Below are 23,105 nucleotides of genomic sequence, written 5' to 3' on the forward strand. Positions count from 1 at the left end.
ATCCGCAATTGTTGGCTACAGTAACGCGACATAACCAGTCGCACGAAAGAACCAACACGACAAGGATCCCGCTATGTCCAGCACGGCCGTTCGCTACCTCACCATGCTCCGGATGGTGCCCCGGCACCCAAGATCCATCACCACCACCGAACTGGCGAGCCGCCTGGAAGAGCAGGGCTTTTCGGTAACCATGCGCTCGATCCAGCGGGATTTGGAAAAGCTGAGCGCGGATTTCCCCCTGCAGGTAGACGAGAACTCCAGACCTTACCGCTGGTCGTTCGACCGCAAGGCCACCATGGACATCATACCGGCCCTGGATCTGCCGGCAGCCCTGACCTTTGAACTGGCGAAGGCCTACCTCTCACCAATGCTGCCCCCAAGGGCACTGTCCCACTTAAAGCCTCACTTCGATGAAGCCCACCGCACGCTGTTGCGTGAAAAGAACCCCCTGGGCCAATGGCCAGACCGGGTCAGGGTGATCAATCGGGGATTAGGAGGTGCGCGCCCGCCCGTTGATGCCGATGTTCTGGAAGCGGTCACCGAAGCCTTGCTTCGGGAGTACCAGTGCAAACTTACCTACCAGGCTCGCAGCTGGCCGGAACCGGAAGAGATTGTGGTGCATCCGTTCGGGCTGATAATCCGGGACCCGAATGTGTACCTGATCGGCACTATCGAAGGCAGGGAAGGGGTTCGTCAGCTGGTGCTGCACAGGGCGACGGCCGGTGAAGTGGTGGAAGAGCTCATCGAGCGCCCGGAAGATTTTGATCTGGATTTGTACATCCACTCTGGCGCCATGGGCATTCTGAAGTCCGATGAGCCGGTGTATCTGAAGTTGCGCTGCGACAAACCGGTGCTGAATCACCTGATTGAATCGCCACTGGGATTTGATCAGATCACCACCGAGATTGATGACCAGACCTTCGAAATGGCCGTCACCGTGGGCGACACCCAGGACTTGCGCTGGTGGCTCACCGCTCAAGCGCTGCATTGCGATATTTTGGAACCGACGTGGTTGCGGGAAGAGATTGAAGACACGCTTAAGCAGGGGCTGAAGCGGACGCGGCAGGCCAAAACTCAATAGGCCAGAAAATCCCGGAGAACTGGCCGCTGCTCAAGGCAACTATAGCTACCAAAAAGTAACCTCTGCCAATACACACCTGTCTGGATGTGCTGCCACCACGACCTGGCAAGTGTTGAGATACTGGGTGAGGGTGGACGGCCCATGATCAGTATCTTCGCAAGCCAGCGGGTTCAGGTTCCATTGCAGGTTGACTGCCTGGAGAGGCATCCATTGGGAAGCCAGGCGTTCATCCCCATGCACGGTGAGCGTTTTCTGGTTGTTGTGGCTCCGCCGGGTGACGGTATTGATCCCGACTCCGTACGCGCGTTCGTAACCGACGGACGTCAGGGTATTAATTATCGCGCAGGCACCTGGCATGCGGTGCATTCGGTGCTGGAGTGCGAGGGTGAGTTTCTCGTTGTTGACAGGGGTGGGCCAGGGCATAACTGTGATGAGCAACCAGTTGAGGCGCTCATCACTCTGGATTGATCGAACGCTTGATCGATATCCTCATTGGGAGTCGTAGACGTCAATGATCGTTCGAGTCAGCTCAACGATCCAGGGCTCGCTGGGAGGGGCAGGATTCTTAATCGTCGCTTTTAATGCTGGCTGGAAAGATTGGGGGCTACTCGGCTTTTGGACAATCACCGGCATAGACATTAGCAGGAATTGGAAAAGCTCCGATCCAATCTTCCTGCAAAAAACGATGAGCAACTAACGCCTATCAAAAAGGAATCATAGGTGTTCAAGGAGATTGTGTTCTACCTCAAAACCAGACAATTTCTCCAAGAGCACTACAACCAATTTTTGACTTTAGATTCTAGTCAAAATTGAATCTGCCTGACCATCCAGCCTTTCCTTCACCGACCGCCAATCCGGCATAAACCGATCCAGTAGCCCATAAAAGCGCGGGCTGTGGTTATGCTCCACCAGATGACACAGCTCGTGCAGCAGCACGTAGTCGATGGCACAGATCGGGGCTTTGATCAGGTGAGGGTTCAGCAGGATGGCCCCTTCCGGTGAGCAGCTCCCCCACTGGGTTTGCATCTCCACCATGCGCCAGGTCGGTGCCGTCGTTGTCCAGGGCAGACTCTCAACCATCAGGTCGAGCCTGCGCTGGAACACCTCCAGGGCGCGATCCCGGTACCACTAGCGCACGGCTTTCTGTATCCGATCCGCACTCAGCTCCTTGCCCTGCACGCGCAGCTGGCCGCCAATCAGTTTGCAGGTAACCTTGCGCTGCTCCGGGGCCTGGATGACCTTCAGCACATACCGCCGGCCCAGATACAGCATGCTCTCGCCGCTCACCCATTGTCGCGGCCGGACATCCCGGTGGCGCTCGGCGAGATCTTTCCGGCCGATAGCCCCGATACCTTTATCGAACAATTTGTTCGAAGGCGGGCCGGGCTAGGCGCAACAAGGCGGCCAAGAACCGACAGCCGCTACAGCAGGCCAACCATCCCAATCACATCTGGGGCATGGATTTTGTTTCAGACGCGCTGTTCGATGGTCGGCGACTGCGCCTGCTGACGATCATTGATCTGTTCACCCGGGAGTGCCTCGGCATCGTGGTTGGACAGAGCCTGAAGAGCCATGATGTTCAGGAAGCCTTGACGGCGATTGCGCGCTTCCGGGGCAACCCGGACGTTCTTAAGACCGACAACGGGTCGGAGTTCGCCGGCAAGGTCATGGATCGCTGGGCGTATGAGCGGGACATCGAAATCGACTTCTCACGGCCCGGAAAACCTACCGACAACGCAACGGTAGAATCGTTCAATGGACGGCTGCGACAGGAGTGCCTCACCGAAAACTGGTTCTTGTCACTGGCCGACGCCAGGGAGAAAATCGAAGCGTGGCGGACGTTCTATACTCAAGTCCGACCCCATTCTGCATTTACGTGGTCCACGCCGTCTGACTACGCCAGAAAACATGCGGTTTCACGAGGAAAACAGAAGCAACTGGAGCCGGATTTTTCCAACTCCGGATGGGCCTAATACGGGGTCAGGGTCAGGCCTGCCATTGTTACCATAGTGAGCTGGTTTGGTGCGGGTGCGCTCAATTATGGAGCATTTTTGAGTGTGCCTTGGTTTAGTTTTAGAAAAACACGCAAGTGTGCACACCGCGATCCCAAGTGAGCTAGCGCTGAAAAACAGAGCTTTTCCCGACTTGGCCCGTCCTTTGCTAGAAATCTGCGCAACTTATCTTTATTCCTACAGCTGTCTGGAATAGCGAGATTAGGACCACTTTGCGTACGGCAGTGATAAGGGCTTTATGCCGACTTTCTATTATTGGGGAGAGAGGGAATCAGCTATCCGATGTCTCAGAATCAAACAACATTAAACTCAACAGAACGAAGAAGTGAAGATAAGAAGAGACAGGTGAAGATTGCCTGTATTCAATTCGAGCCGGTATTTGGCGATGTCTCACTTAATGTACGTCGGAGTATTGAACTAATAGAGCAAGCCACAAAAGAAGGCGCTCGCATAATTGTTCTGCCCGAGCTTTGCAGTACAGGGTATGTTTTTAAATCTAAATCTGAAGCAACAGAGCTTGCCGAGACGATCTCAGATGGAACCACTACTAAAGCATGGAGCGAAGTCGCAAAACGATTAGATGTTGTCCTCATTGCAGGAATTGCAGAGCTTGAAGGCAAAAACATTTATAACAGCGCAGTCATTATTGACCGCTATGGAGTCTTAGGTGTTTATCGAAAGCTGCACCTATGGGGAGACGAAAATATCGTCTTTGAGCCAGGTGACCTTGGTGCCCCTGTATTTGAAACGCCGTTTGGTCGGCTAAGTGTAGCGATATGCTATGACGGCTGGTTCCCTGAAACCTTTCGAATGGCAGCGCTTCAGGGGGCAGATATAGTCTGTATTCCCACTAATTGGGTACCGCTTCCGGGTTGGCAATTAGACCAAAAACCCATGGCTACAGTGCTACATCAGGCCGCGGCCTATAGTAATTGCCTTGTTATCGCTTGTGCGGACAGGGTAGGGATAGAGCGTGGTCAGGAATTTCTAGGGAACAGTCTAATCATTGACCACACAGGCTGGCCGATGGCTGGACCTGCAAGTGGCTATAAAGAAGAAATAGTAATTGGTAATGCAGATATTGGGTCGGCTATCCAATACTTATCCCCCAACCGTTTTAATCATCTTTTGAATGATAGGAGAACCGACGTTTATTCCGAATTCGAAGGTTTAGACATTAAAGCAAGAAAAGATACTGTCCATTTATAAAAGGAGAAACCATGAGATTAAAAAGTTTAGTTTTCGGTCTTGGGATTTGCTTGAATATTTCTGCTTACGCCGCCGATCCGATAAAGATTGGAATTCCTGTTGGACTGAGCGGAGCCAATAGCGTTGTCGCGCCATCCATGGTTCAGGCGGCTGAGTTGGCGGTCGCCGAAATTAATGCCAAAGGAGGAGTAATAGGCCGACCTTTGCAGCTCGAGATTGCTGATGATGGTTCCGGTGCTCAGGGCGCCCAGCGAGCATACGATAGCTTGATCTATCAAAAAGAGGTCGACGGCATTGTCGCAATGGAGACTACGGCGGCTCGAAATGCAGGCCTGCCAATTGTAAACCGTGGCAGAGTTCCTCTCATCTATACATCCTTCTATGAGGGTCGTTCCTGCTCGCCATGGATGTATATAAATGCCTGGGTTCCGGAGCAACAGGTAGAACCTATCGTAGATCAGTTTATGTCTGAATATGACGCTAAAAAGTTTTTCCTGATTGGCAGTGACTATGCCTTCGGTCGGGGAATGCTTAAATTTACGCGTGAGTATGTGGAGAGCAAAGGGGGAACCGTCGTCGGTGAATCCTATCTGCCCATCGAAGGCTCCGATTGGACAGCAATCATTTCGCAGTTGCGTTCGGCAAATCCTGATGCATTGATTACTTCTACATCGGGTGGTGCTCCTAATGTGACACTCACGCGGCAGCTCCGGTCAGCAGGAGTGGATATTCCATACGGGAACTATGCGATCGACGAGGGCACTGCAAAAAGCATGGGCGGGAACGCGGAAGGAGTCTATTTAGCAGCGTCTTATATATCAAGCTTGGACACACCAGCCAACAGAGAGTTTCTTCAAGCTATAAAGGATAAGTTTGGCGATGATGCGGAGACACCTCATGAGCTGTCTGTTCCTCTGTACGACGGGATATACGCATACGCTGCCGCTGTCGAGAAGGCTGGATCTACTGAACCATCCGCAGTCATAGACGCCCTCTCCGAGGTAACTGTCGAGGGTCCAAGAGGGGCAATAAAGATGGATAAACAACGGCATGCCGCCCTAACTATGTACCTTGGTAAAGTGGCAAGCGATGGTTCCGTCGAGGTCGTGAAGTCTTTTAAGAACGTTGACCCGGGCGAACAGTGCCCGCAATTCGCCGACTAATTAGCTTGTGGCGCGCGGTCTTATATATTTAGATCCGCGCCCTCTACTGGTAAGAGGTTCAATGTGGGTAGCGTCACCTTCGACATTCTGACGACAGCCGGAATTCTATTTGTAGTCGCAAGCGGACTTATGATCATCCTTGGGGTAATGAAGCTTTTGAACTTCGCCCACGGCGCGTTTCTTACTGCCGGCGGATATGCTGCTTATCTAACTGGTGCTGCGGGTATAAGCCCATGGTTTTCCGTGCCACTCGCCGGGATCGTTGGAGTTGCTTTTGGATTGGTTGTCGAACGCACCATCATAAGGCCACTTTATAGCCGACCGCTTGATGCCATCCTCGCCACTTGGGGGCTAGGTATTGTAATTAGTCAGATATTTGCGCTGACCTTTGGACGCGGCGTTCAGTTTGCCCCATCCCCATTATCGGGAACTATTGAGGTTCTCGGGATTGAATATTCCGCGTACCGATTAGCAGTTAGCGTTATCGCCGTACTGCTCGCAATTGCCTTAATAGGATTACTTAGTCTGACACGTTTTGGCCTCAATGCTCGGGCTGTGATTGTCAATGAGGATCTCGCCCGCGGTTTGGGCATTGATAGCACCAGGGTCCGCGCCATCACTTTTGGCTTAGGTGCGGGATTGGCTTGTGCTGCTGGCGCCCTGATAACGCCGTTACTATCGGTTGATCCCAATATGGGACTACCTTGGCTGGTCAACAGCTTCATGCTGGTTCTGATATCGGGAGTCTCTTTCCCAAGCCTTCTGCTTGCCTCGCTAGTTCTGGGGGGAACTCAAGTGCTCATCAGTACTTTCATCAGCCCTATTCTCGGAGGTATGACAATCGTGGTTCTTGCAGCAATGATTCTCCGTTTAAATCCGAAGGGGTTTAGTCGTGCTTAGAAAAGAAATTACGCTATCTCGTACTCATCGCACAGCCCTTATTGGGTGTCTGGTTGGGCTGTGTACAGTAGCCATCGCGCCTTTGTTTCTTGACACTTACTTTACCAACATCCTCATTAGGACATTGCTTCTTGCTGCCGTGGTTATGACGGTGGATATACTCTGGGGATATACAGGTATTCTGACGTTTGGCCAATCCGCCTTTTTTGGTATAGGCGCGTATGCATGTGGCCTTGTATTTACTCACTACGGATTCGGGCCTGGCTGGGCTCTAGGTGGCCTAGCTTTGGCATTGGGTTCAGCGGCAGTCGTGGCAGCTGGTACGGGATGGTTGGCCTTTTTCCACGGTTCGTCACCTATTTATGCGTCTATTATAACCCTCGCATTACCTATCGTTCTCACTCAGGTCATATATTCCGGCGGTAGCTACACTGGATCGTCCAGCGGACTTTCGGGCTTTCCGACGTATTTCTGGAGCCTGGAAGTTTGGTTCTGGATAGCTGGGTGTTTTCTTGTACTAACCACTACCGCAGGATGGTTGCTGGTTCGTAGCGACTTCGGTCGTGTACTTATTGCTATCCGTGAGAACGAGGACCGCAGCGCATACTTGGGCATACCTGTATCGCGTATCAAAACGATGCTGATGGTGGCTGCGGCAATGGTAGCCTCAGTTGCCGGGTTTGCGTACGCAGCGTTCTCAAATGTTGTTGCGCCAGAGCTAGCGGGTTTTCAGCTTGGTACCGAGCTTTTAATCTGGACTGCTTTAGGAGGGAGGGCGACCTTGCTTGGCCCCGTTTTCGCGGCCATCGGTATTGATACCATGTCTTCCTGGCTTTCAGGGGCAATGCCCTTCTTCTGGAAACTGCTCACCGGCATAGCTTTCGTAGGGGTTATAGTTGCGTTACCCCGTGGTCTCGCACCCCTTATCAGCGGCCTATGGAATCGCCTCCGTCCGCAACGAAATGCCATTGATTTTGAGGCCAGCGTTGTTAAAGCACCGGGGACCAGAATGTTGCAGGGATCTTTCGGAGATGCACCACCCTTAAGAATAGTAGGGCTCTCACGTCGGTACGGTAGTTTAGAGGTCTTAAGGGATGTGAACCTCATAGGAAAGGGTACCGAACTGCTGGGTATTATTGGTCCCAATGGTGCGGGGAAGACTACTTTGATGCGCTGCATCAGCGACGGAAAAGAAAGAACGACCGGGACGCTTTACATCAACAATGTCGAGATAGCGCACAGTTCACCTCAGCAAGTAGTGGGTCTGGGCGTGGGCAGAAGTTTTCAGAACACCAATCTATTCGAGACACTAACCGTTTCGGAATGTCTTAAGCTGGCTCGTTACCGGATTGATGGCGCCAGTCTCTTCAGTCGTAGCGACACTGTCGCCCTACCTCAGCCATCACTGGACATTCTGCAAGCAACAGGCCTAGACAAAAAACTTTCCGAAGAAACTAAGAACCTTTCCCATGGGATGAAGCGTGGCCTGGAGCTAGCGATGGTTTTGGCAACTGAACCGTCGGTACTTCTGCTCGATGAGCCTACGGCAGGGCTAACAAGACCAGAGCGCATGGCTATAGGTAGTGTCCTGACAAAACTGACACGGGACTTCGGTCTTTGCATCGTTCTTATCGAACATGACCTCGACTTTGTTAGAGCGATTAGTGATCGCGTTGTCGTTCTTCATCAAGGGGCAATCCTGATGGAGGGTACTGTAGAAGAGGTCGTCGCGTCTGACTTGGTCAAGGCCGTGTACGCGGGCCACAAAGAGGATGAATCGGCATGAGCGATGCGATCCTAACACTAAGCGATATTACAAGCGGGTACGGTTCAGCTGCCGTGGTGAGGGACGTTTCGCTGGATATAAAACAGGGTGAGATCTTGGCAGTACTGGGAAAGAACGGTATGGGCAAGTCTACTCTTCTCAAGACTATTATGGGCTTTGTTAGTCCTTTTGGCGGACAAGTAATCTTAAGAGATAAGGACGTTACGCAGACCCCCCCGCATATGATGGCGCGATCTGGCGTTGCTCATATTCCACAGGAAAACACCTTATTCCCTGACCTATCAGTCGAAGATAACTTACGGCTTGGGGTCAATTCGGACCGCCTCTTCAGGGAGCGCCTGCCAACAATCGAGTCACTCTTCCCTCGTATCCTTGAACGGATGAAACAGCGGGCCGGCACTCTTTCTGGAGGTGAGCAAAAGATGTTGTTGATGTGTCGAGGCCTAATTTCACACCCGAGATTGATGCTTATCGATGAGATAACGGAAGGCCTCCAACCCGCAATGGTTGACCGTATGGCAGAAGTATTGGTCAAGGCACGTGATGACCTAGGTATTTCCGTACTGCTCGTGGAACAGCACCTGGACTTTGCTTTAAGCATTGCGAACCGCTTCATGATCCTGAAGCTCGGCGAGATAGTTGACCAAGGGGTAGTGGATAGCCAAGTAACAAGCGATCAGTTGTCGGCTCATCTAGCGGTCTAAACAGGCGCGGGTGTGGTCGCCCATTTCAAGTGCAAGGTCAGTAGTGAACAGATCATGCGCAATTGTTAGGAGGTAAGTAATGCGGCTTTTTCCGCGCGAAATTGATCGGCTTCTGTTGCACCAGGCAGCAGAGCTTGCGAGGTCTCGTCATAAAAAAGGACTTTCTGTCAGTGAGCCTGAAGCCCGGGCTATGATCGCCGACGCTATCTGTGAAGGTGCGCGTAAAGGGGGAACCGTTTCTGACATGGTTTCCTTAGGAGCAAGCCTGTTAACCGAAGATGATGTGATGCCGGGCGTTGCTGAGCGGATCGACGTCGTTATGGTTGAGGCATTTTTTCCAGATGGGCAGAAACTCGTTTGCGTCCATGATCCGATCGGGCCGGGAACGTCGGATCTTATGGTACCCCTCAACCCGCGATGGAAGCTTGGTAAAGCACCAGTAGAGGTAAACAGCGGGCGCGATACGACGAGCTTAAGGGTCCAAAGCAAAGCTGACCGCCCCGTCCAAGTTGGTTCGCATTATCACTTCTTCGAAGTCAACCCAGCGCTATATTTCGATCGTACGGCCGCATACGGATTTCGCCTCGATATCCCTGCTGGAACAACACTGCGCTTTGAGCCAGGGGACCTGCGGGAGGTCAACCTAGTGGCAATTGGCGGAGCCAGAATTGTAAACGGCCTTGCAGGTTTGGTTAACGGCTCTCTGGACGACCCAAACGTCTATTCCGCCGCAAAATCCCGACTATCAGACTTCTTGCAGGAGTAGTGTATGGCTCATTCAATCGAACGTTCGAGGTACGTACAGCTTTATGGGCCTACTGTAGGGGATTCTGTTAGGTTGGGTGACACCGGCTTATGGGCAAAAGTGGAGCACGACAGCTGTGTTGGTGGTGACGAGTTAGTGTTCGGTGCAGGTAAAACCATGAGGTGCGGCACTGGATGCGATGGTGTTTTAACTGCGGCTGATGGCGTGCTTGACCTCGTCATCACTAACGCTTTGATCATCGATACGGTTCTTGGCGTTATTAAAGCGGACATTGGCATCAAGAATGGCCGGATTGCTGGCATAGGTAAAGCAGGTGATCCAAACATAATGGACGGCGTGACTGCTGGCCTTATCGTGGGAGTTAACACAGATGTTCGAGCGGCTGAGGGGTTAATCGTCACTGCTGGCGCGATTGACTGTCATGTTCATTTCATCGACCCGGGACAAGTAGAGGAAGCGCTTTCGGCTGGCTTCACAACATTGATGGGCGGCGGTCTCGGCCCGACTACTGTTCCTATAGCCTCAACTGGAACGACAAATTTGGGGCACATGTTGCGGGCAGCAGAAGCCTTCCCTGTCAACTTTGGATTTATTGCAAAGGCCGCTTCCCACACAGTTGAGCCGTTACTAGAACAGTTAGCCGCCGGCGCAGCGGGGTTAAAAATTCACGAGGACTGGGGTGCGACTCCGGCGGTTATTGATGCTGCTCTCAAGGCTGCCGAGATCGGTGGGGGTCAAATTCAGCTGCATACCGATACGCTTAATGAGTCCGGATTCGTCGAACACACAATGCGTGCCATCGCCGGACGTGGCATCCATGCATACCATGTAGAGGGTGCTGGTGGAGGCCACGCGCCAGACATCATTCGAATGTGCGGAAAAGCCAACATTTTGCCTTCATCGACCAACCCGACGAACCCGTTCACCATAAACACCTTCGATGAACACTTCGATATGGCCATGACGAGTCACCACCTTAATCCTCGGCTGCCCGAAGATGTTGCATTTGCGGAGAGCCGAATCCGTAAAGAAACTATTGGGGCCGAGGATGTCTTGCATGACATTGGCGCCATAAGCGCGATCGGATCAGATAGCCAAGGAATGGGGAGAATCGGAGAGACTATTACGCGGTGCTGGCAACTTGCCGATCATATGAGAGAGCTTCGGGGGACGTTACCGGAAGACCGCGGTAGTGGAGCAGATAACTTCAGAATTCGTCGGTATCTTGCAAAATATACGATCAACCCAGCACGAATGTTTGGCATTGATGCTGAAGTTGGTTCGCTAGAGGTAGGGAAATTGGCCGATCTCGTGTTTTGGAAACCGGAATACTTTGGAGCCAAGCCGGAACTCATTATGAAATCTGGCTTTCCTGTGTGGGCGCCGTTGGGTGAGGCCAACGCATCGCTGATGAGCTGTGAGCCACTTCGTTACAGACCTATGTGGGGCTATTTCGGGCGGGCACCTCAGGCTTTGGGTGTGCGCTTCGTCTCTCCAGCCGCGATCACTTCAGGCATTGCTCGTCGACTAGATCTCAAGTCCGCCATGGTACCCGTAGCTGACACACGAGGGACCAGAAAAAGCGATATGTTGCTGAATGATCTAGTGCCGAACATCGATGTTGACGCAGAGTCTTTTCAAGTACGAATCGATGGTCAGCCACTCATCAGCACACCTTTAACTCGGGTGACGCTGGGACAATCATACATGCTTAAGTAAGGAGTCTAGGCTATGGCAGCGGTTCGTTTAGGGTTCGGAGGCCCAGTTGGTAGTGGAAAAACGCGGTTAGTGGAACGCTTGCTCCCTTTGTTTAGTGAGGAATCTATCTCTGTCGCAGTGATAACAAACGATCTTGTTACAGATGAGGATGCTGAGCGGGTCAAGCGTTCGGGCTTAATCGATCCCGAGAGAGTTCTAGGTGTCGAAAGCGGGGCCTGTCCTCACACTGCCATCCGTGAAGACCCATCTGTAAACCTTGAAGCAGCGGAACGGTTAGAGCGACGCTTTCAGCCTGACGTCATTCTCATCGAGAGCGGAGGGGATAACTTAGCTGCCACTTTCTCTAGTGAGCTTGTGGACTGGTGGGCTTTTGTCATAGATGTATCTGGCGGAGATGATATTCCCCGAAAGCGAGGTTTGGGTGTGTTGAGAGCAGATTTGCTGGTGGTCAACAAGATAGATCTAGCTCCGCATGTAGATGCCGATTTGGAACGGATCACAGGCGACGTCTCGTTAGCGCGCCCAGATAGAGCATCTCTTTTCACCGACCTCCGCAGTGGCCTGGGAGTAAAGGCAGTGTTTGAGGAAATTAAACGAAGTGCGCTTTTCGGAAAGCTGACCGGATGAACGACGGTCTGCTGGCGCTGCGTTTTCGCACCGACAAATACGGCCGTACTAGACTAGTGGAGCGTAGGCAGCGGTATCCGATGACTACTACGGGAGTGCTTCCATTTGAGTCTGAATCTGGCGCCTTGATCTACACCCAGAATGCGGCGGGGTCGGTTTTTGGGGGGGACCGGCTTCATACCGATTTGCATCTTGAGGACGATGCCTCAGTTTGCATCTCAACGCCCTCCGCAACTCGTATTCAAGGCAATGGATTGGCTGCTCAGACAACGCACATCAAGCTGGGCCGAGGGGCGTTTATCGAATCGATTCCGGACATGATTATCGCGCATCCCAAGGCTGTGTACCGGCAGGAAACTCACATTGACCTGGCTGAGGGGGCAGAGGCAATCCTGGGTGAAAGCATTGCTCCTGGTAGGGTTGCCCGCGGTGAGGAATACGTTTATGACGCGGTCTCGTTACGCCTTGAGGCAAGTTTTAACGGTCAGCCGGTATTGGTCGACGCGTCGACGTTTAGGCCGGGCGAAGCGAGCCCGGCGTTAATAGGAGCGTTGGGGCAAGCCGGATATATTGGCTCTCTTGTGATCTTGAGCCAGAAAAACGATCAAGAAGAGCTGGCCACGAAAATTAGTGCACGGCTTGAGGAATTAAAAATGGTCTATGGCGGGGCTGCAGCTCTCGCTTCCGGTTGCGGCGCCATCGTCCGTTTTCTTGCCGACGATGCTCCGGCTTTACGAAATGCTATGCAGAGCGTGTGGGCTATCGCCCGACATCATGTTCGAGGTCGCCCGGCACCAACATTAAGGAAGTAGAAGAACAATGTTGCTAATACACGAAATTCTAGGTCGTTACGATGACAGGGCTTTTAACGGAAGAGCTAGAGATAAAATCTGGATCACAGCCGCAGACGCAGGACGTCGCCGATTGCGTGCGGTTAGTGAAAATGGAGAGCAAGTCGGGATAGATTTACCCAGACCAGATTGGCTCTTTGATGGGGCTGTAGTCCACGATGACACTAGACGAATTCTAGTTGTTGCCCGGCGACCTGAGTTAGTGATGGTCGTCGCCTTGAGCGAGTTAGAACCTTCACAGGCCTTCCAGATTGGTCATGCACTAGGTAATCGGCATACCCCTGCTGAATTCCGCAATGATGAAATTCTGGTACCCGTAACTGACACACCAGACCTAACCGCACGGCCAGTTCGCGCACTAGGCTTCCGGAATATCCAGATTCGGTTTGAGGAGCGAGCTTTTGCTGCTGACGCGCCCCCGAGTGGCGCGACCGTCTCAGACCATGGTTCCCATCGTCACCTCCATGACTAACTGTACCTTCGATACTCACGCTAGCTCTGTATTGGCACTGATGCAGCTTTCTGATTCAGCATTGCCGATTGGGAGGCATGCACATGCATTTGGTCTTGAGCGCTTGTTCAGAGATGGGCGAGTCGAAACGCCACAAGATCTGCAAAGCATGATTACGTCGGCTCTGACTCACGGGGTTGCACGAGCTGATGGTGCAGCTGCCGCGTTGGCCCATGACGCGCTTGGAGCTGGCCTTCTTAGCGGTTTGCTTGAGATAGATGCCCGGCTAGACCTCCTCAAGCTGACAGCTTCATCACAAGCGGCTTCTCGTCGTTGCGGTAGCAGGCTAGCTTCGTTGGCACCCGCTTTCCACGCTAACTCTACGCTCGTAAAATTTGTCCAGGAAGTCGCGGACAAAAAAACCCCAGGCCATGTATCAGTAGTATCTGGAGCCGTTGCAGCTGCAATGGGAATAAGCAGGGAAGATGCTGTGCTTATGGAGTTACGAGGCGTCGTCACGATGATCCTGTCAGCTGCCGTTCGTTTGGACGTGATTCCTGCGTCTGCAGCTCAAGCGATGTTGGTCGTTCTTGCCCCTGAGATTATTGGGTCTGCGGGGATATCTCTTGGCACGGGGATCGGTGAGATGGAATGTGGTGCCGCAGCAGGTTTAGAGATCGCGTCAATGCGCCATGCCCGAGATCATAGTCGGTTATTTGCCACTTAAATAAATTTCAATTAGGAAAAGCATATGCAAGAAGACAAGATCCTGAGGGTTGCTCTTGATTGGTCGGTAGATGAGATTGATCCCCCCAGATCGTTCGGGGGGTGGAATACGGGTCGAGTAGTGCAGCAGACCCATGAAAGCCTATTCGAAGACGATTTTGATTCCGCTCCCGCTAATTTCAATGACCCGACAGATGTTATCCCAAGGCTCGCAGTCGAATGTGAGATATCAGAAGATTTTCGTACCTATGTTTTCAAAATAAGGGACGGCGTGAACTTTCATGATGGTGCTCCACTAAACGCAGAAGCTGTGGTTATCAACTACGAGCGCTTATGCTGTCCGGATTCACCTTTTTTCTCACCTGTGGCCGCGGACTTGAACCGCTCTGGAGTTGGACTGATCGATAGAGTTAGAGCACTTGATGAGATGACGGTTGAGCTTAGCCTTTCCGAGCCAAATCCGGAGTTTCTCCGGTATATGACACAAGAGGACGCTCCGGGATCACAGTCATTGATTAGTCCTGAAGCAATTCGGAAATATGGTCCTGATGAGTGTGCTGATAGAGCACCAGGGACTGGCCCATTTCAGTTCTATCGTCGATTTGAAACCGCGTATGGTTCTGCTGTAGAACTGCGTCGAAACGAAGATTATTGGTATGGTTGTCCTCAGATTGAGGCTATTCAGTTTTTGCCTTTTCCTGATCGTGACGATCGAGTAAGAGCGCTAATCGAAGGACGGGTGGACTTTGCGTATAGTCTGGAGGGGGCAGATTTGGACAGTTTGTCTGCGCAGGGCTTTAACGTACCGGAGTTTGCACCACCTTACCTCTGGTATCTAGTGTTTAACCAGAGAGACCCACAGATATCAGACTTGCGTGTACGGCATGCAATAGCACATGCTATCGATCGCCAGGCACTGTGTGCGGACCTCTTTCCCGGTGCTGCTATGCCCGCAGTCAGTGCAATTCCACCTGGAGCTCCGTCGTATGATGAGTTCGCGCCAGACTTCTATTCGTATGATCCAGAGTTAGCCATAAAGCTCTTGGCAGATGCGGGTTTTTCTGATGGGCTAGTGCTTAAAGTGGAGGCAGCCCGAGCAGGTTCTGCACAGCTCGACCCGGGTGGAATATACAAGAGGCTGGCCCAGGACTTAGAAAGAGTCGGCATCCAATTAGAGATTACTTTCCACGAAGACTGGGTTACGTACTGCAACCAGTGGCGCGAGGGTGCTGCTGCCAATGTTGCTTTCACAGAGATGAGTTGGGGTATGTCGTCCGACCTTTGGCTAGCTCAGGTGCTTCATGGCGCAAACCAATCACCTGCCGGTTTCAATGCTGGGTACAATGATGATGCAGAGGTTGATGCTTTATTAGATCGAGCGAAAAAGACAGCCGCAGCGTCTAGCAGGACGTCACTCTACCGTGAGGCAGATTCTTTGCTGATGAAACGCCTACCTATCCTGCCACTGTTTACCTCTCGGCGGGGAATGTTCGCCTACTCGCAGAGGGTAAGGGGGCTAACGACGGTAAACCAGTGCTGGCACGACTTTCGGAGAGTGAGTTTGAGATAAATAATGCGTTTTGCGCTCGGCGCTTCATCGCTCACGCAGGGCTTGAAAGGGGTTGTAAACAACGGTGAGTTTTTACTGCTTTGGAGGTGAGTCAAAATAAATGGCCATTGACAGCAGGATCAGTTTGGCGAAGCCCCCATCTCCATGGGCAATGCTAAGCGACTCCAGCAGTCGAGAAGTTCGGAAGTAGCGCACGGATAAGCCGTGTCGGCAGGCCTGATTCGCCAGGGCGCACCCGCAGATAGGTCTTACCGCAGCCATTAGGGCCGGTAATGAGGACGTTGTGATGCTGATGGATCCATCGCCTGCTGAGCGGCGAACTGGCTGCGCTGCATGCCACGGGAGTGCTGGTAATCGATCTCTCCAGGATGGGCCTGTTGTGTCAGGCGGGCGGCCTTGAGCAGGCGGGCCTCCTTGTTATTGTTGTGGTGCGTGGTTTCCCGGTCGACCATCAGGGCAAGACGTTCTTCAACGCCCAGCTCAGCGTGGGTGGCCGGTTGCGTCAGTTGTTGTTCCAGGCCTTCGGCCATGCCGATAAGTTTCAGGCTACGTAACGTGTTCAGGGTTTGGTTGGTAAACATAGCGATCTCTCTGATGCCGGTTAGTGGTAGTACTCTTCACCGCGCAGGTTTTCGTGGTGAGTAAGCGTCCGCCCATCACACCTTGTCAGGTGTAGCCGGCGTCCAGTTGTGGGGCAACAGCTCGTCGATGGCGTTGTTCTTCTGCGTCGGCAGCCGGGTCAGCACATCTTTGAGGTAGGCATAGGGATCATGCCCGTTCAGCTTGGCTGACTGGATCAGAGTCATCACCGCAGCAGCACGCTGACCGCTCCGTAGAGAGCCCGCGAACAGCCAGTTGCTGCGCCCCAGCGCCCAGGGGCGGATCTGGTTTTCCACCCAGTTGTTGTCGATGGGCACAACACCATCGTCCAGGTAGCGCGTCAGCGCTTCCCAGCGTTTGAGGCTGTAATCCAGGGCTTTGGCCGTGCCGGAGCCATCCGGCACCTTCTGTCGATGCGACAGCATCCACTGATGCAGTGCATCGGCAATCGGTCGAGCCTTGGTTTCCCGGATTTCCTGCCGTTTATCCGGCGGCAGGTCTTTGGTTTCCCGTTCGATCTCGCCCCCCGGTACTATGTTGCCTGGGAGTCAGACCTAATGACGCGGCGAAGTCACGTCCTCTATGGAATGCTTTCCCATTCCCCAAGGCCCCATCCAGGGCGCTGGCCGTCAATGGCCCGACGCCACGCAGCGTTATCAGTTTGCTTGCGACGGGGTCTTGCTGAACACTCTGAGAAATTTGTTCGTCAAGTGAAGTAATTCGGTCATCGAGGTGACGAAGATCCTCCGCCAGACCATTCAACAGAATGCGAAAGGCATCAGTCAGGCCATTTTCGGCATCTTCCAACCAGCAGGGTAACGCTTTGCGCAATTGGTGGATGCCTACCGGAGCAACGATGCCATATTCACCCACAAGGCCCCGAATCTGGTTAGACTTTGCTGTTCGTTGTCCGACTAATTCTTCCCGAATCCGGTGAGTGGCCTAAATGTCTTGCTGAACTACCGTTTAAATCGACACGAATCTCATATGCGGGCGACTCATTGCCTCGCAGATGGCCGCAGCGTCGACCCGATCATTCTTGTTGCTCTTCACGTAAGGCTTAACAAACTGAGCAGCAACTAATCTCACATGATACCCCCGGGCTTGGAGCTGCCGCGCCCAGTGATGGGAGGAAGCACAGGCCTCAATGCCAATTTCAGCACCAACGGGTACGCGTCTGCATAAAGCATCCAGCATCCAGCATCCAGCCATTTCTGGCAAGAGTATTTGCCGGTCCAGAGAACTTGATCATGACGGTCAACGCCATGAACATGAAAAACTGATTTTGCAATGTCGACGCCAACTCGGGTAATGGTCATGTGGAATTCTCCTCATCCTCACGATGGTGGTTTGCCTCACTCATCATTATGGCGTGTTGACGCCGGAGTTAGGCGAGGAGGTGTCCATCCCATTGCTTACAGCTAATCTGAAAAAGCTTCTCTTATGTCAGCAATTGATTAGTTTGCTCTTCTAAGCATTATTCAGGCCCTAAGAGGCCATCACCTTGTCCCAGCAAAAAGATCCGCTTTCCCCATAAAAGTGAATCTTTACGGATGGCTTGCCAATGTTCGTTTTTGTTTAAAAGCTCGGCGCGGTCGCAAAGCGGGCATTCGGATCTTAGAACCACGCCCAAGCGGGCCTGCCCCAGAACCAGTAAAAACGGAGGTATATGACTCTTTTAAGGTGTCCGTTAGAAACATAATCGGGATTCACCGAGCTATAAGCCACTAGCGCTTGCCGGACCATTGACCGTCCACGTTAATAATCCTGCACGGGTGATCCGCTTCATGCCTCCCATTATTCTTCCGACAATCGATCAAGGCATTTTGTATGGCGTGCGTTGCTGACGTGCGGTTTGATTTCCAGGACCAGGCACCAACAGCAGACTGGGCAAACGCCTTGTGCCTGGTGGCACTTACGTAGCCCTCCCGGTACGACTTTAGGGCTTGATTAGTCATGATCCAGTCCTCACCGACGGCAGCCTGTTCAAAAACAGGCTCTACGGCGCTCAGTTCGCTGGATGAAGTAGCTGCAGGCATTTGATAGGAAGCGCAGCCGGCCAGTAAGGCGACAGACAAGACTAGAATTCCCTGTTTCACATTTGGCTCCTTGATTGAAGATTATCTCACTCTTCCTTAAGCATCGTTTCAAAGTCCTGATCGTTTTTCGGTTTGCATTCCGCCTGATCAGCTTCGATTTTGCTCTTTTTACCTCCACGTCCGCCAGGTAGGCGTCATCAACCCTGATTTCCGGTAACCGCAGCGAATCAGCGATGCAACTGAAGCAGCGATGTTTACACATTGGTTAGAACCGCTGAATTCATACGACATTGCGCCCAAGCCCCCACCGCCTGAAAACCTGTAACGCAGCAAATGCCACGCCCCAAACCAACACAATATTCAAAGATAGTTTGGCAAATGATACCCACGTCGGATATTCCTGGGGAAGCATGACAGCATAGGAGCGCGGAAACGAAGGTGGGTCTAGTTTTTCTAAGCTCTGCCATACAAACGGAAAGGGGAGGCCGTGAGGAACGTTACCCATTTCAGATCTACCATCAACCTTTGCCGGCACAAGCAAAGAAGCTATGACGAGGACAACCGCCAAACACACGCATCTGATAATCTGCCTTGCCATGCCACTACCTCCCTGTAGGCCCTACCCCCCAGCCAGCGTGAGCGGCTTTGAAGTGGGGTCAAAAGCCCCGTAAGAGAGCCCCTATATGTTTTTGCTGTGAGTGCCTGACTTCCAGGCAGAGCAGAATGTGCCCTTAGGCGCACCAATGAAAAGGGCGTCCGGCTGAGGCCGGAACGAACTTGGACAACTGGTTATGTGAGCCTGCGTCCAAGCGCATAATTTACTCCCCCACATGGTCTACAGTAGCAAAAGCAAAGGCACGCCCGTTTACAAAGGTCAGCATGTACGACTCTGACCATGAGATGACTGTTGCGCCAGAGGTATCCGCCAGATTCCAGGTTACAGAGGCAACCACGGATTCAGAACCAAGCCAATTTAAAGAAAGGTTCGAGTAGCGACATTCACGACACCCTTGTGAGTAGTACTCATCCAGGTAGGACTGAAAATACTCTGCCAGCTGGATCCGTGAATCAAAAACATGGCAAACATCGCCTGGCCCTTTAGCCATATAAGGAAAGCTGAACTTGGTGGCCACGCGGTCGCCGTCAAAGCTCGAAAACACCGCGACAAAATCTTGAAAAAACTCCTTTACGGCGGGTTCCTGTCTTTCATCCATGTAGACCTATCTCCTTGGTGTGCTGGGAATTCGCCACATAACGCAGAGCGCACCGGTGGCCTTGACGCAGCGTAGTTGGCGTCTCGCTGACCACTTTATGCATGCTCCGGCCACATCCCATCCATCATCACTGGGTAGGTGATCGGCTTATAATGGGTAAATTCAATGTCTCGAACATGAGTGAAATCACTCCAAAGTAACCTCGCCCCCTTCATCCACTGAGATGGCTTAACCCGTTTTTCTATCTTCTCGATCTCTTCGGACGTGGCTTCGCGTATTGGTCCGACCTTGCCGTAAAGCCTCACGCCCGGTGGAGCAACGAAACGGCCTTTTAGAAGAGACCTTAGCCAAAAGAATCGACCGGCGTTGACTGCCATAATGCAAACATTCGGGTTCTGATCGATGTTATTACCCAAAGCCTCGGCGTAATGATCAAAAAAGTATCCGCTCTGATCTGCCCGAAGGAAAACAGTACCAACTGGAGTGATGTGGGGTGTGCCGTCAGGATTAACCGTTGCAATCGAGCAGTAAACCGTAGAAGCCGGGCCCTGCTCTAGAACTGACTTCACCTTCTTCCAATCATCCTTGAGATTCATAAAGCCTCCACTTGTGCATAATGCGAAGCGAAGCCGCGGCTCGTCAGGGACGATCGCCTTACGCGGCTTGTTATCGCTGCCTCAGTCATACTCTGCATGCTGAGGCAGATCATCCGTAATCTCGAACCAAGGGGCCTTGCTGCCTACGAATACATGGCGCCCTGCTTTTACCTCTGGGTCGGTATCAAGTGTTCCGAGAGGGAAACCATAAATCTCGGGTGCTGAATCGAACCTGGTATAGAGGCTGGAGCCACAGTTTGAGCAGAAGCCCTTGTGCTCACCCGGAGAAGATTCGTAAAACTTCAGCAGCTCCTGACCTTTGACGGTGTCCCAATCAGAAGACCGCACTTTAGCGCGAGTTCTGAAGGCCGAGGCATGAAGCTTTCGGCACATTGAACAGTGACAGTTCAAAACATCGGTAAGGGGACCGTTAATTTCGTATTGAATGCCCCCGCAGAGACAACTACCTCTTTGCTTCATTGAAGCACCTCCTTGTGTGATAACACCCGGTTTCGCGCGCCGGTTTGGAGCCGAAAAATGGGGGAAAATCAGTCTCCGTGTACGCGATTGTCAGTAGATTTTATACTCCATGAACACGGCCTCCGGGTGAGGGTTGAATCGGTAAGGCTCAATTTCCTTAAAGCCATAATCGCTGTAAAGTCGCAATGCCTTATCAAGCTCACGAATAGTGTCTAGCCGCACCGAGCCATAACCCATTTCCTTTGCTCGACCAAAGAACGCTTCGGTCAGCGCCTTGCCCACCCCCATGCCATGGTAATCCGGAATGACATGCATTCGCTTCATTTCAGCAATGCCGGGCTCAAACTCTCTAAGACCGACAGCACCAACATGAATATCCTTCAGTTTGGCCAGCAGTAGCGCTCCTTTGGGTGGGCCGTACATCGTTGGCAGCGAAGCCAACTCGCTGGAAAAACCCTGGAACTCTAAATCCAGCCCGAGAAACTCAGCATACTCACGAATCAACCGGCCACCTACATCAAACTGGTCAGTGGTCTCGGCCACCTCAATGCTTACAGACATCCCTATCTCCTCACAGCCTATTAGTTGGCATTCTTATTAAATTCCAACGCTGCCTCCCCGTCCAAACCTGATTCACACCCTCAATAACAACGACTCTTCAACGCGTTATCTTTGGGTCGGCGGCCTTCATAGCGCTGCTCGCGCTTTGAAAAATTTGCATTCGGGCGAATGTCCGCTTTTGTTTAAATAGCGACTCTTTCGTCCTCCTATAGCCAAGTCATCTATGCTATGCATACTCGGACGCCATGGTGAAGCCTTACTCGCCTATGATCGCTCGCAGGGCCTCCAGAACGGGCTCAGGATTGAAGCCGCTAATCAGCCAGTCGCGAGGGCTCAAACCCCCGTTACCGGCATCTAAATCGACGTGAGGTATGATCATAGTCCTGGTCAACACAAGCGTCGGCATCTCTGTACGGACCACTGCCAATAGGTCCCGCAAATGCGGAATGGTCCCCGTCTCGGTAAATTGCCAGGCTGGAAACGTTAAACCTATTGCGGGTAATACGATCGCGGACAGTTGCGGTGGGACGTGATGGGCTTGGTTCACCACCACTTCTTCTGACAGATGAAGCCGCGAGGCCACAGTCGCGGTGTCCTGGGCGCTCTGGAGGAGCGCCCGGCACGCTTGGATGAGGGCTTCGAGATTCGCTCTTTGACGCCGACGATGGGCCACCGGCGGATCGTCCAGGCCGCGAGCGCCCGCGCTTCTGAGGATGTCCCGTTCCGTGGTTGAAAGGCCGCTTGGATGAGGGCTCGAGGCCTCCGCGGCGAGGATCTCACGGATCCGCGCCTCCGCGATGCCCAGCTGGGACATCAGGGCAACCTCATCGGCACTGAGATCCAGACCGCGGTTTCCGGCGGGCATCACTTTTTCCCCAGTGTTTGTTTCGCCCACCGTTCCAGATCATCGGCGTAGCAGTAACCCAGGCCGCCGATGGCAAGCATGGTTAGCACGAACGCGGAATATCCCAAAAAGCCTGCCCAGAGATTTATAACCGGCCCTCTTAATTGCGTTAGTGTCGTGGTTCATACCCATCTTACGACGATTTGGCATAATTCTCACTTCGCCCAGTGTGCCGGATTGGTTGGGGGTTGCGTGTCCGTGGAATACGGATGGCCATGGACTGTGAAAGCGTTCAGAATCTCGTGCTTTGCGGCGTTTAACAACCTATCACGTACCTGAGCTTAAGGATCTATGAAACACGTTGTTGTCTGTTTTCATCTTATGGTCTTCGTCGCTTTCTTGTTTGCCAGCGGCACGGTCACCGCTGGCATCGTAAAGCAATCGACAAGCGGTTTGTGTCACCCACCGGAAAGCGGTTGGTATGACCGCACTCAGAACTACACGCCCTTCGACACTGTCGAGGCGTGCCTAGCGGCGGGAGGGCGGCTGCCCAAGGGAATATCGACAGCGTCTCTGGGTGCGCCCAAAAGCCTACAAGCGCGTCCTCAGAGTCTCTGAGCGACTATCGGCGCTCGGCGTTTGGTCATGGTTGGGCCGATGCGGATGGCGACTGTCGGGACAGTCGGGCCGAAGCTCTAGTAGCCAGCTCCACCACCCAGGTTCGCTTTGCGGCGGATCGTGGCTGTCGCGTGATTAGCGGTCGCTGGGTGAGCTCTTTTACCGGCAACGTCATCCAAAATGCCTCAGACATTGACATTGATCACGCGGTGCCGCTTGCCTGGTCCTGGGATCGCGGAGCTCGCGAGTGGCCCGGAGAGACGCGATTGCGGTTTGCTAATGATCCTGTGAACTTGCTGCCGGTTGAGGCGAGCCTGAATCGGAGCAAGGGCGCTAAAGGGCCGGACGAATGGCTGCCACCGGCGGGTCAGTGTGGCTATGTGGCCCGGTTTGTTCGGGTGGTGAAGCGGTATGATCTCAAACCCTCGACAGCGGAGTCGGCCTGGTTTCAAGAGTTTCTCGAGAAGTGTCGCCGTTGAGTTGGTCGCTCTGGTGTGCCGCTTAGTATCAATTAATAATTTGCGTTACTAATTGGTGCTAATCTGGGAATCGTACCGACACTATGTAGTTTTATCGGTTGAATTTGCC

General features: G+C 52.8%; 26 protein-coding genes and 3 pseudogenes. 16 read left to right on the forward strand and 13 right to left on the reverse strand.

Features of this window, described 5'->3' with window-relative positions; translation table 11 throughout:
- Positions 1–73 precede the first annotated feature (73 nt).
- Together QPL98_RS13910 and QPL98_RS13915 are read left to right on the forward strand one after the other, a co-directional pair.
- Positions 74–1,081, forward strand: coding sequence for a YafY family protein (locus QPL98_RS13910; protein ID WP_303293456.1), 1,008 nt, complete (start codon positions 74–76; stop codon positions 1,079–1,081).
- Between the two features lie 84 nt (positions 1,082–1,165).
- Positions 1,166–1,549, forward strand: a complete 384-nt coding sequence (locus QPL98_RS13915; RefSeq protein WP_303293457.1) for an ureidoglycolate lyase — start codon at positions 1,166–1,168, stop codon at positions 1,547–1,549.
- 324 nt (positions 1,550–1,873) lie between these two features.
- On the opposite strand, the pseudogene QPL98_RS13920 reads toward QPL98_RS13915, so the two are convergent.
- A pseudogene (locus tag QPL98_RS13920) lies at positions 1,874–2,197 on the reverse strand (M48 family metallopeptidase); the annotation flags it as partial.
- 12 nt (positions 2,198–2,209) lie between these two features.
- Entirely contained in the window at positions 2,210–2,446 is a 237-nt protein-coding gene (locus QPL98_RS13925) for a hypothetical protein (RefSeq protein ID WP_303293458.1), read from the reverse strand.
- Positions 2,447–2,463: 17 nt separating this feature from the next.
- Between QPL98_RS13925 and QPL98_RS13930 the strand changes: the two are divergent.
- From QPL98_RS13930 to QPL98_RS13980, 13 genes and pseudogenes are all read left to right on the forward strand, one after another.
- Positions 2,464–3,054 (forward strand): annotated as a pseudogene (locus tag QPL98_RS13930) (IS3 family transposase); the annotation flags it as partial.
- A 321-nt stretch (positions 3,055–3,375) separates the two neighbouring features.
- Complete coding sequence (locus QPL98_RS13935; RefSeq protein WP_303293459.1) at positions 3,376–4,302, forward strand: nitrilase family protein; 927 nt, start codon at positions 3,376–3,378, stop codon at positions 4,300–4,302.
- Positions 4,303–4,313: 11 nt separating this feature from the next.
- The gene (locus QPL98_RS13940; protein ID WP_303293460.1) at positions 4,314–5,465 is read left to right on the forward strand and encodes a substrate-binding protein; all 1,152 of its coding nucleotides are present in this window, start codon (positions 4,314–4,316) and stop codon (positions 5,463–5,465) included.
- A 63-nt stretch (positions 5,466–5,528) separates the two neighbouring features.
- Complete coding sequence (locus QPL98_RS13945; RefSeq protein ID WP_303293461.1) at positions 5,529–6,365, forward strand: branched-chain amino acid ABC transporter permease; 837 nt, start codon at positions 5,529–5,531, stop codon at positions 6,363–6,365.
- A complete protein-coding gene (locus QPL98_RS13950) occupies positions 6,358–8,151 on the forward strand; it encodes an ATP-binding cassette domain-containing protein (protein WP_303293462.1) in 1,794 nt (597 codons plus the stop codon). Before QPL98_RS13945 ends, QPL98_RS13950 begins: the two co-directional genes overlap by 8 nt.
- Positions 8,148–8,855: an ABC transporter ATP-binding protein gene (locus QPL98_RS13955; RefSeq protein ID WP_303293463.1), complete on the forward strand. Its 708-nt coding sequence runs from the start codon at positions 8,148–8,150 to the stop codon at positions 8,853–8,855. Before QPL98_RS13950 ends, QPL98_RS13955 begins: the two co-directional genes overlap by 4 nt.
- 79 nt (positions 8,856–8,934) lie before the next feature.
- Positions 8,935–9,621 carry an urease subunit beta gene (locus tag QPL98_RS13960; RefSeq protein ID WP_035232433.1) on the forward strand — a complete coding sequence of 229 codons (687 nt, stop codon included), beginning with the start codon at positions 8,935–8,937 and terminating at the stop codon, positions 9,619–9,621.
- Between the two features lie 3 nt (positions 9,622–9,624).
- Entirely contained in the window at positions 9,625–11,340 is a 1,716-nt protein-coding gene (ureC, locus tag QPL98_RS13965) for an urease subunit alpha (protein ID WP_035232431.1), read from the forward strand.
- Between the two features lie 12 nt (positions 11,341–11,352).
- Positions 11,353–11,967 carry an urease accessory protein UreG gene (ureG, locus tag QPL98_RS13970; protein ID WP_035232430.1) on the forward strand — a complete coding sequence of 205 codons (615 nt, stop codon included), beginning with the start codon at positions 11,353–11,355 and terminating at the stop codon, positions 11,965–11,967.
- Positions 11,964–12,779, forward strand: coding sequence for an urease accessory protein UreD (locus QPL98_RS13975; protein WP_303293464.1), 816 nt, complete (start codon positions 11,964–11,966; stop codon positions 12,777–12,779). The genes ureG and QPL98_RS13975 overlap by 4 nt, the downstream gene beginning before the upstream one ends.
- A gap of 7 nt (positions 12,780–12,786) precedes the next feature.
- A complete protein-coding gene (locus QPL98_RS19470) occupies positions 12,787–13,290 on the forward strand; it encodes an urease accessory protein UreE (RefSeq protein WP_368389060.1) in 504 nt (167 codons plus the stop codon).
- A 40-nt stretch (positions 13,291–13,330) separates the two neighbouring features.
- Positions 13,331–13,996, forward strand: a complete 666-nt coding sequence (locus QPL98_RS19475) for an urease accessory protein UreF (protein ID WP_244177419.1) — start codon at positions 13,331–13,333, stop codon at positions 13,994–13,996.
- Between the two features lie 24 nt (positions 13,997–14,020).
- The gene (locus QPL98_RS13980) at positions 14,021–15,565 is read left to right on the forward strand and encodes an ABC transporter substrate-binding protein (RefSeq protein ID WP_303293465.1); all 1,545 of its coding nucleotides are present in this window, start codon (positions 14,021–14,023) and stop codon (positions 15,563–15,565) included.
- A 72-nt stretch (positions 15,566–15,637) separates the two neighbouring features.
- Here QPL98_RS13980 and QPL98_RS13985 read toward each other — a convergent pair whose 3' ends face one another.
- The 11 genes and pseudogenes from QPL98_RS13985 to QPL98_RS14035 form a co-directional block, all read right to left on the reverse strand.
- The gene (locus QPL98_RS13985) at positions 15,638–15,826 is read right to left on the reverse strand and encodes an ATP-binding protein (RefSeq protein ID WP_303293466.1); all 189 of its coding nucleotides are present in this window, start codon (positions 15,824–15,826) and stop codon (positions 15,638–15,640) included.
- Entirely contained in the window at positions 15,826–16,146 is a 321-nt protein-coding gene (locus QPL98_RS13990) for an ATP-binding protein (RefSeq protein ID WP_303293467.1), read from the reverse strand. Before QPL98_RS13990 ends, QPL98_RS13985 begins: the two co-directional genes overlap by 1 nt.
- Positions 16,147–16,221: 75 nt before the next feature.
- Positions 16,222–16,686, reverse strand: a pseudogene (locus QPL98_RS13995) (transposase); the annotation flags it as partial.
- The gene (locus QPL98_RS14000; protein ID WP_303293468.1) at positions 16,649–17,038 is read right to left on the reverse strand and encodes a transposase; all 390 of its coding nucleotides are present in this window, start codon (positions 17,036–17,038) and stop codon (positions 16,649–16,651) included. The gene QPL98_RS14000 and the pseudogene QPL98_RS13995, both read right to left, overlap by 38 nt.
- Before the next feature lie 212 nt (positions 17,039–17,250).
- A complete protein-coding gene (locus tag QPL98_RS14005) occupies positions 17,251–17,484 on the reverse strand; it encodes a hypothetical protein (RefSeq protein WP_303293469.1) in 234 nt (77 codons plus the stop codon).
- 408 nt (positions 17,485–17,892) lie between these two features.
- Positions 17,893–18,264 (reverse strand): hypothetical protein, encoded by a 372-nt coding sequence (locus QPL98_RS14010; RefSeq protein WP_149600513.1) that lies wholly within the window; start codon positions 18,262–18,264, stop codon positions 17,893–17,895.
- A 758-nt stretch (positions 18,265–19,022) separates the two neighbouring features.
- Positions 19,023–19,418, reverse strand: coding sequence for a hypothetical protein (locus QPL98_RS14015; protein ID WP_226595502.1), 396 nt, complete (start codon positions 19,416–19,418; stop codon positions 19,023–19,025).
- A 95-nt stretch (positions 19,419–19,513) separates the two neighbouring features.
- Positions 19,514–20,014 carry a pyridoxamine 5'-phosphate oxidase family protein gene (locus QPL98_RS14020; protein WP_303293470.1) on the reverse strand — a complete coding sequence of 167 codons (501 nt, stop codon included), beginning with the start codon at positions 20,012–20,014 and terminating at the stop codon, positions 19,514–19,516.
- 81 nt (positions 20,015–20,095) lie between these two features.
- A complete protein-coding gene (locus QPL98_RS14025; RefSeq protein WP_224849698.1) occupies positions 20,096–20,494 on the reverse strand; it encodes a GFA family protein in 399 nt (132 codons plus the stop codon).
- Between the two features lie 90 nt (positions 20,495–20,584).
- Positions 20,585–21,055, reverse strand: coding sequence for a GNAT family N-acetyltransferase (locus QPL98_RS14030; RefSeq protein WP_303293471.1), 471 nt, complete (start codon positions 21,053–21,055; stop codon positions 20,585–20,587).
- 256 nt (positions 21,056–21,311) lie between these two features.
- The gene (locus QPL98_RS14035; RefSeq protein WP_303293472.1) at positions 21,312–21,920 is read right to left on the reverse strand and encodes a hypothetical protein; all 609 of its coding nucleotides are present in this window, start codon (positions 21,918–21,920) and stop codon (positions 21,312–21,314) included.
- A gap of 746 nt (positions 21,921–22,666) precedes the next feature.
- Here QPL98_RS14035 and QPL98_RS14040 point away from each other — a divergent pair.
- Positions 22,667–22,996: an HNH endonuclease family protein gene (locus QPL98_RS14040; protein WP_303293473.1), complete on the forward strand. Its 330-nt coding sequence runs from the start codon at positions 22,667–22,669 to the stop codon at positions 22,994–22,996.
- The last annotated feature ends 109 nt before the right edge of the window (positions 22,997–23,105 follow it).

The sequence above is a fragment of the Marinobacter sp. ST-43 genome, assembly GCF_030541085.1.
Classification (GTDB): Bacteria; Pseudomonadota; Gammaproteobacteria; order Pseudomonadales; family Oleiphilaceae; genus Marinobacter; species Marinobacter nauticus.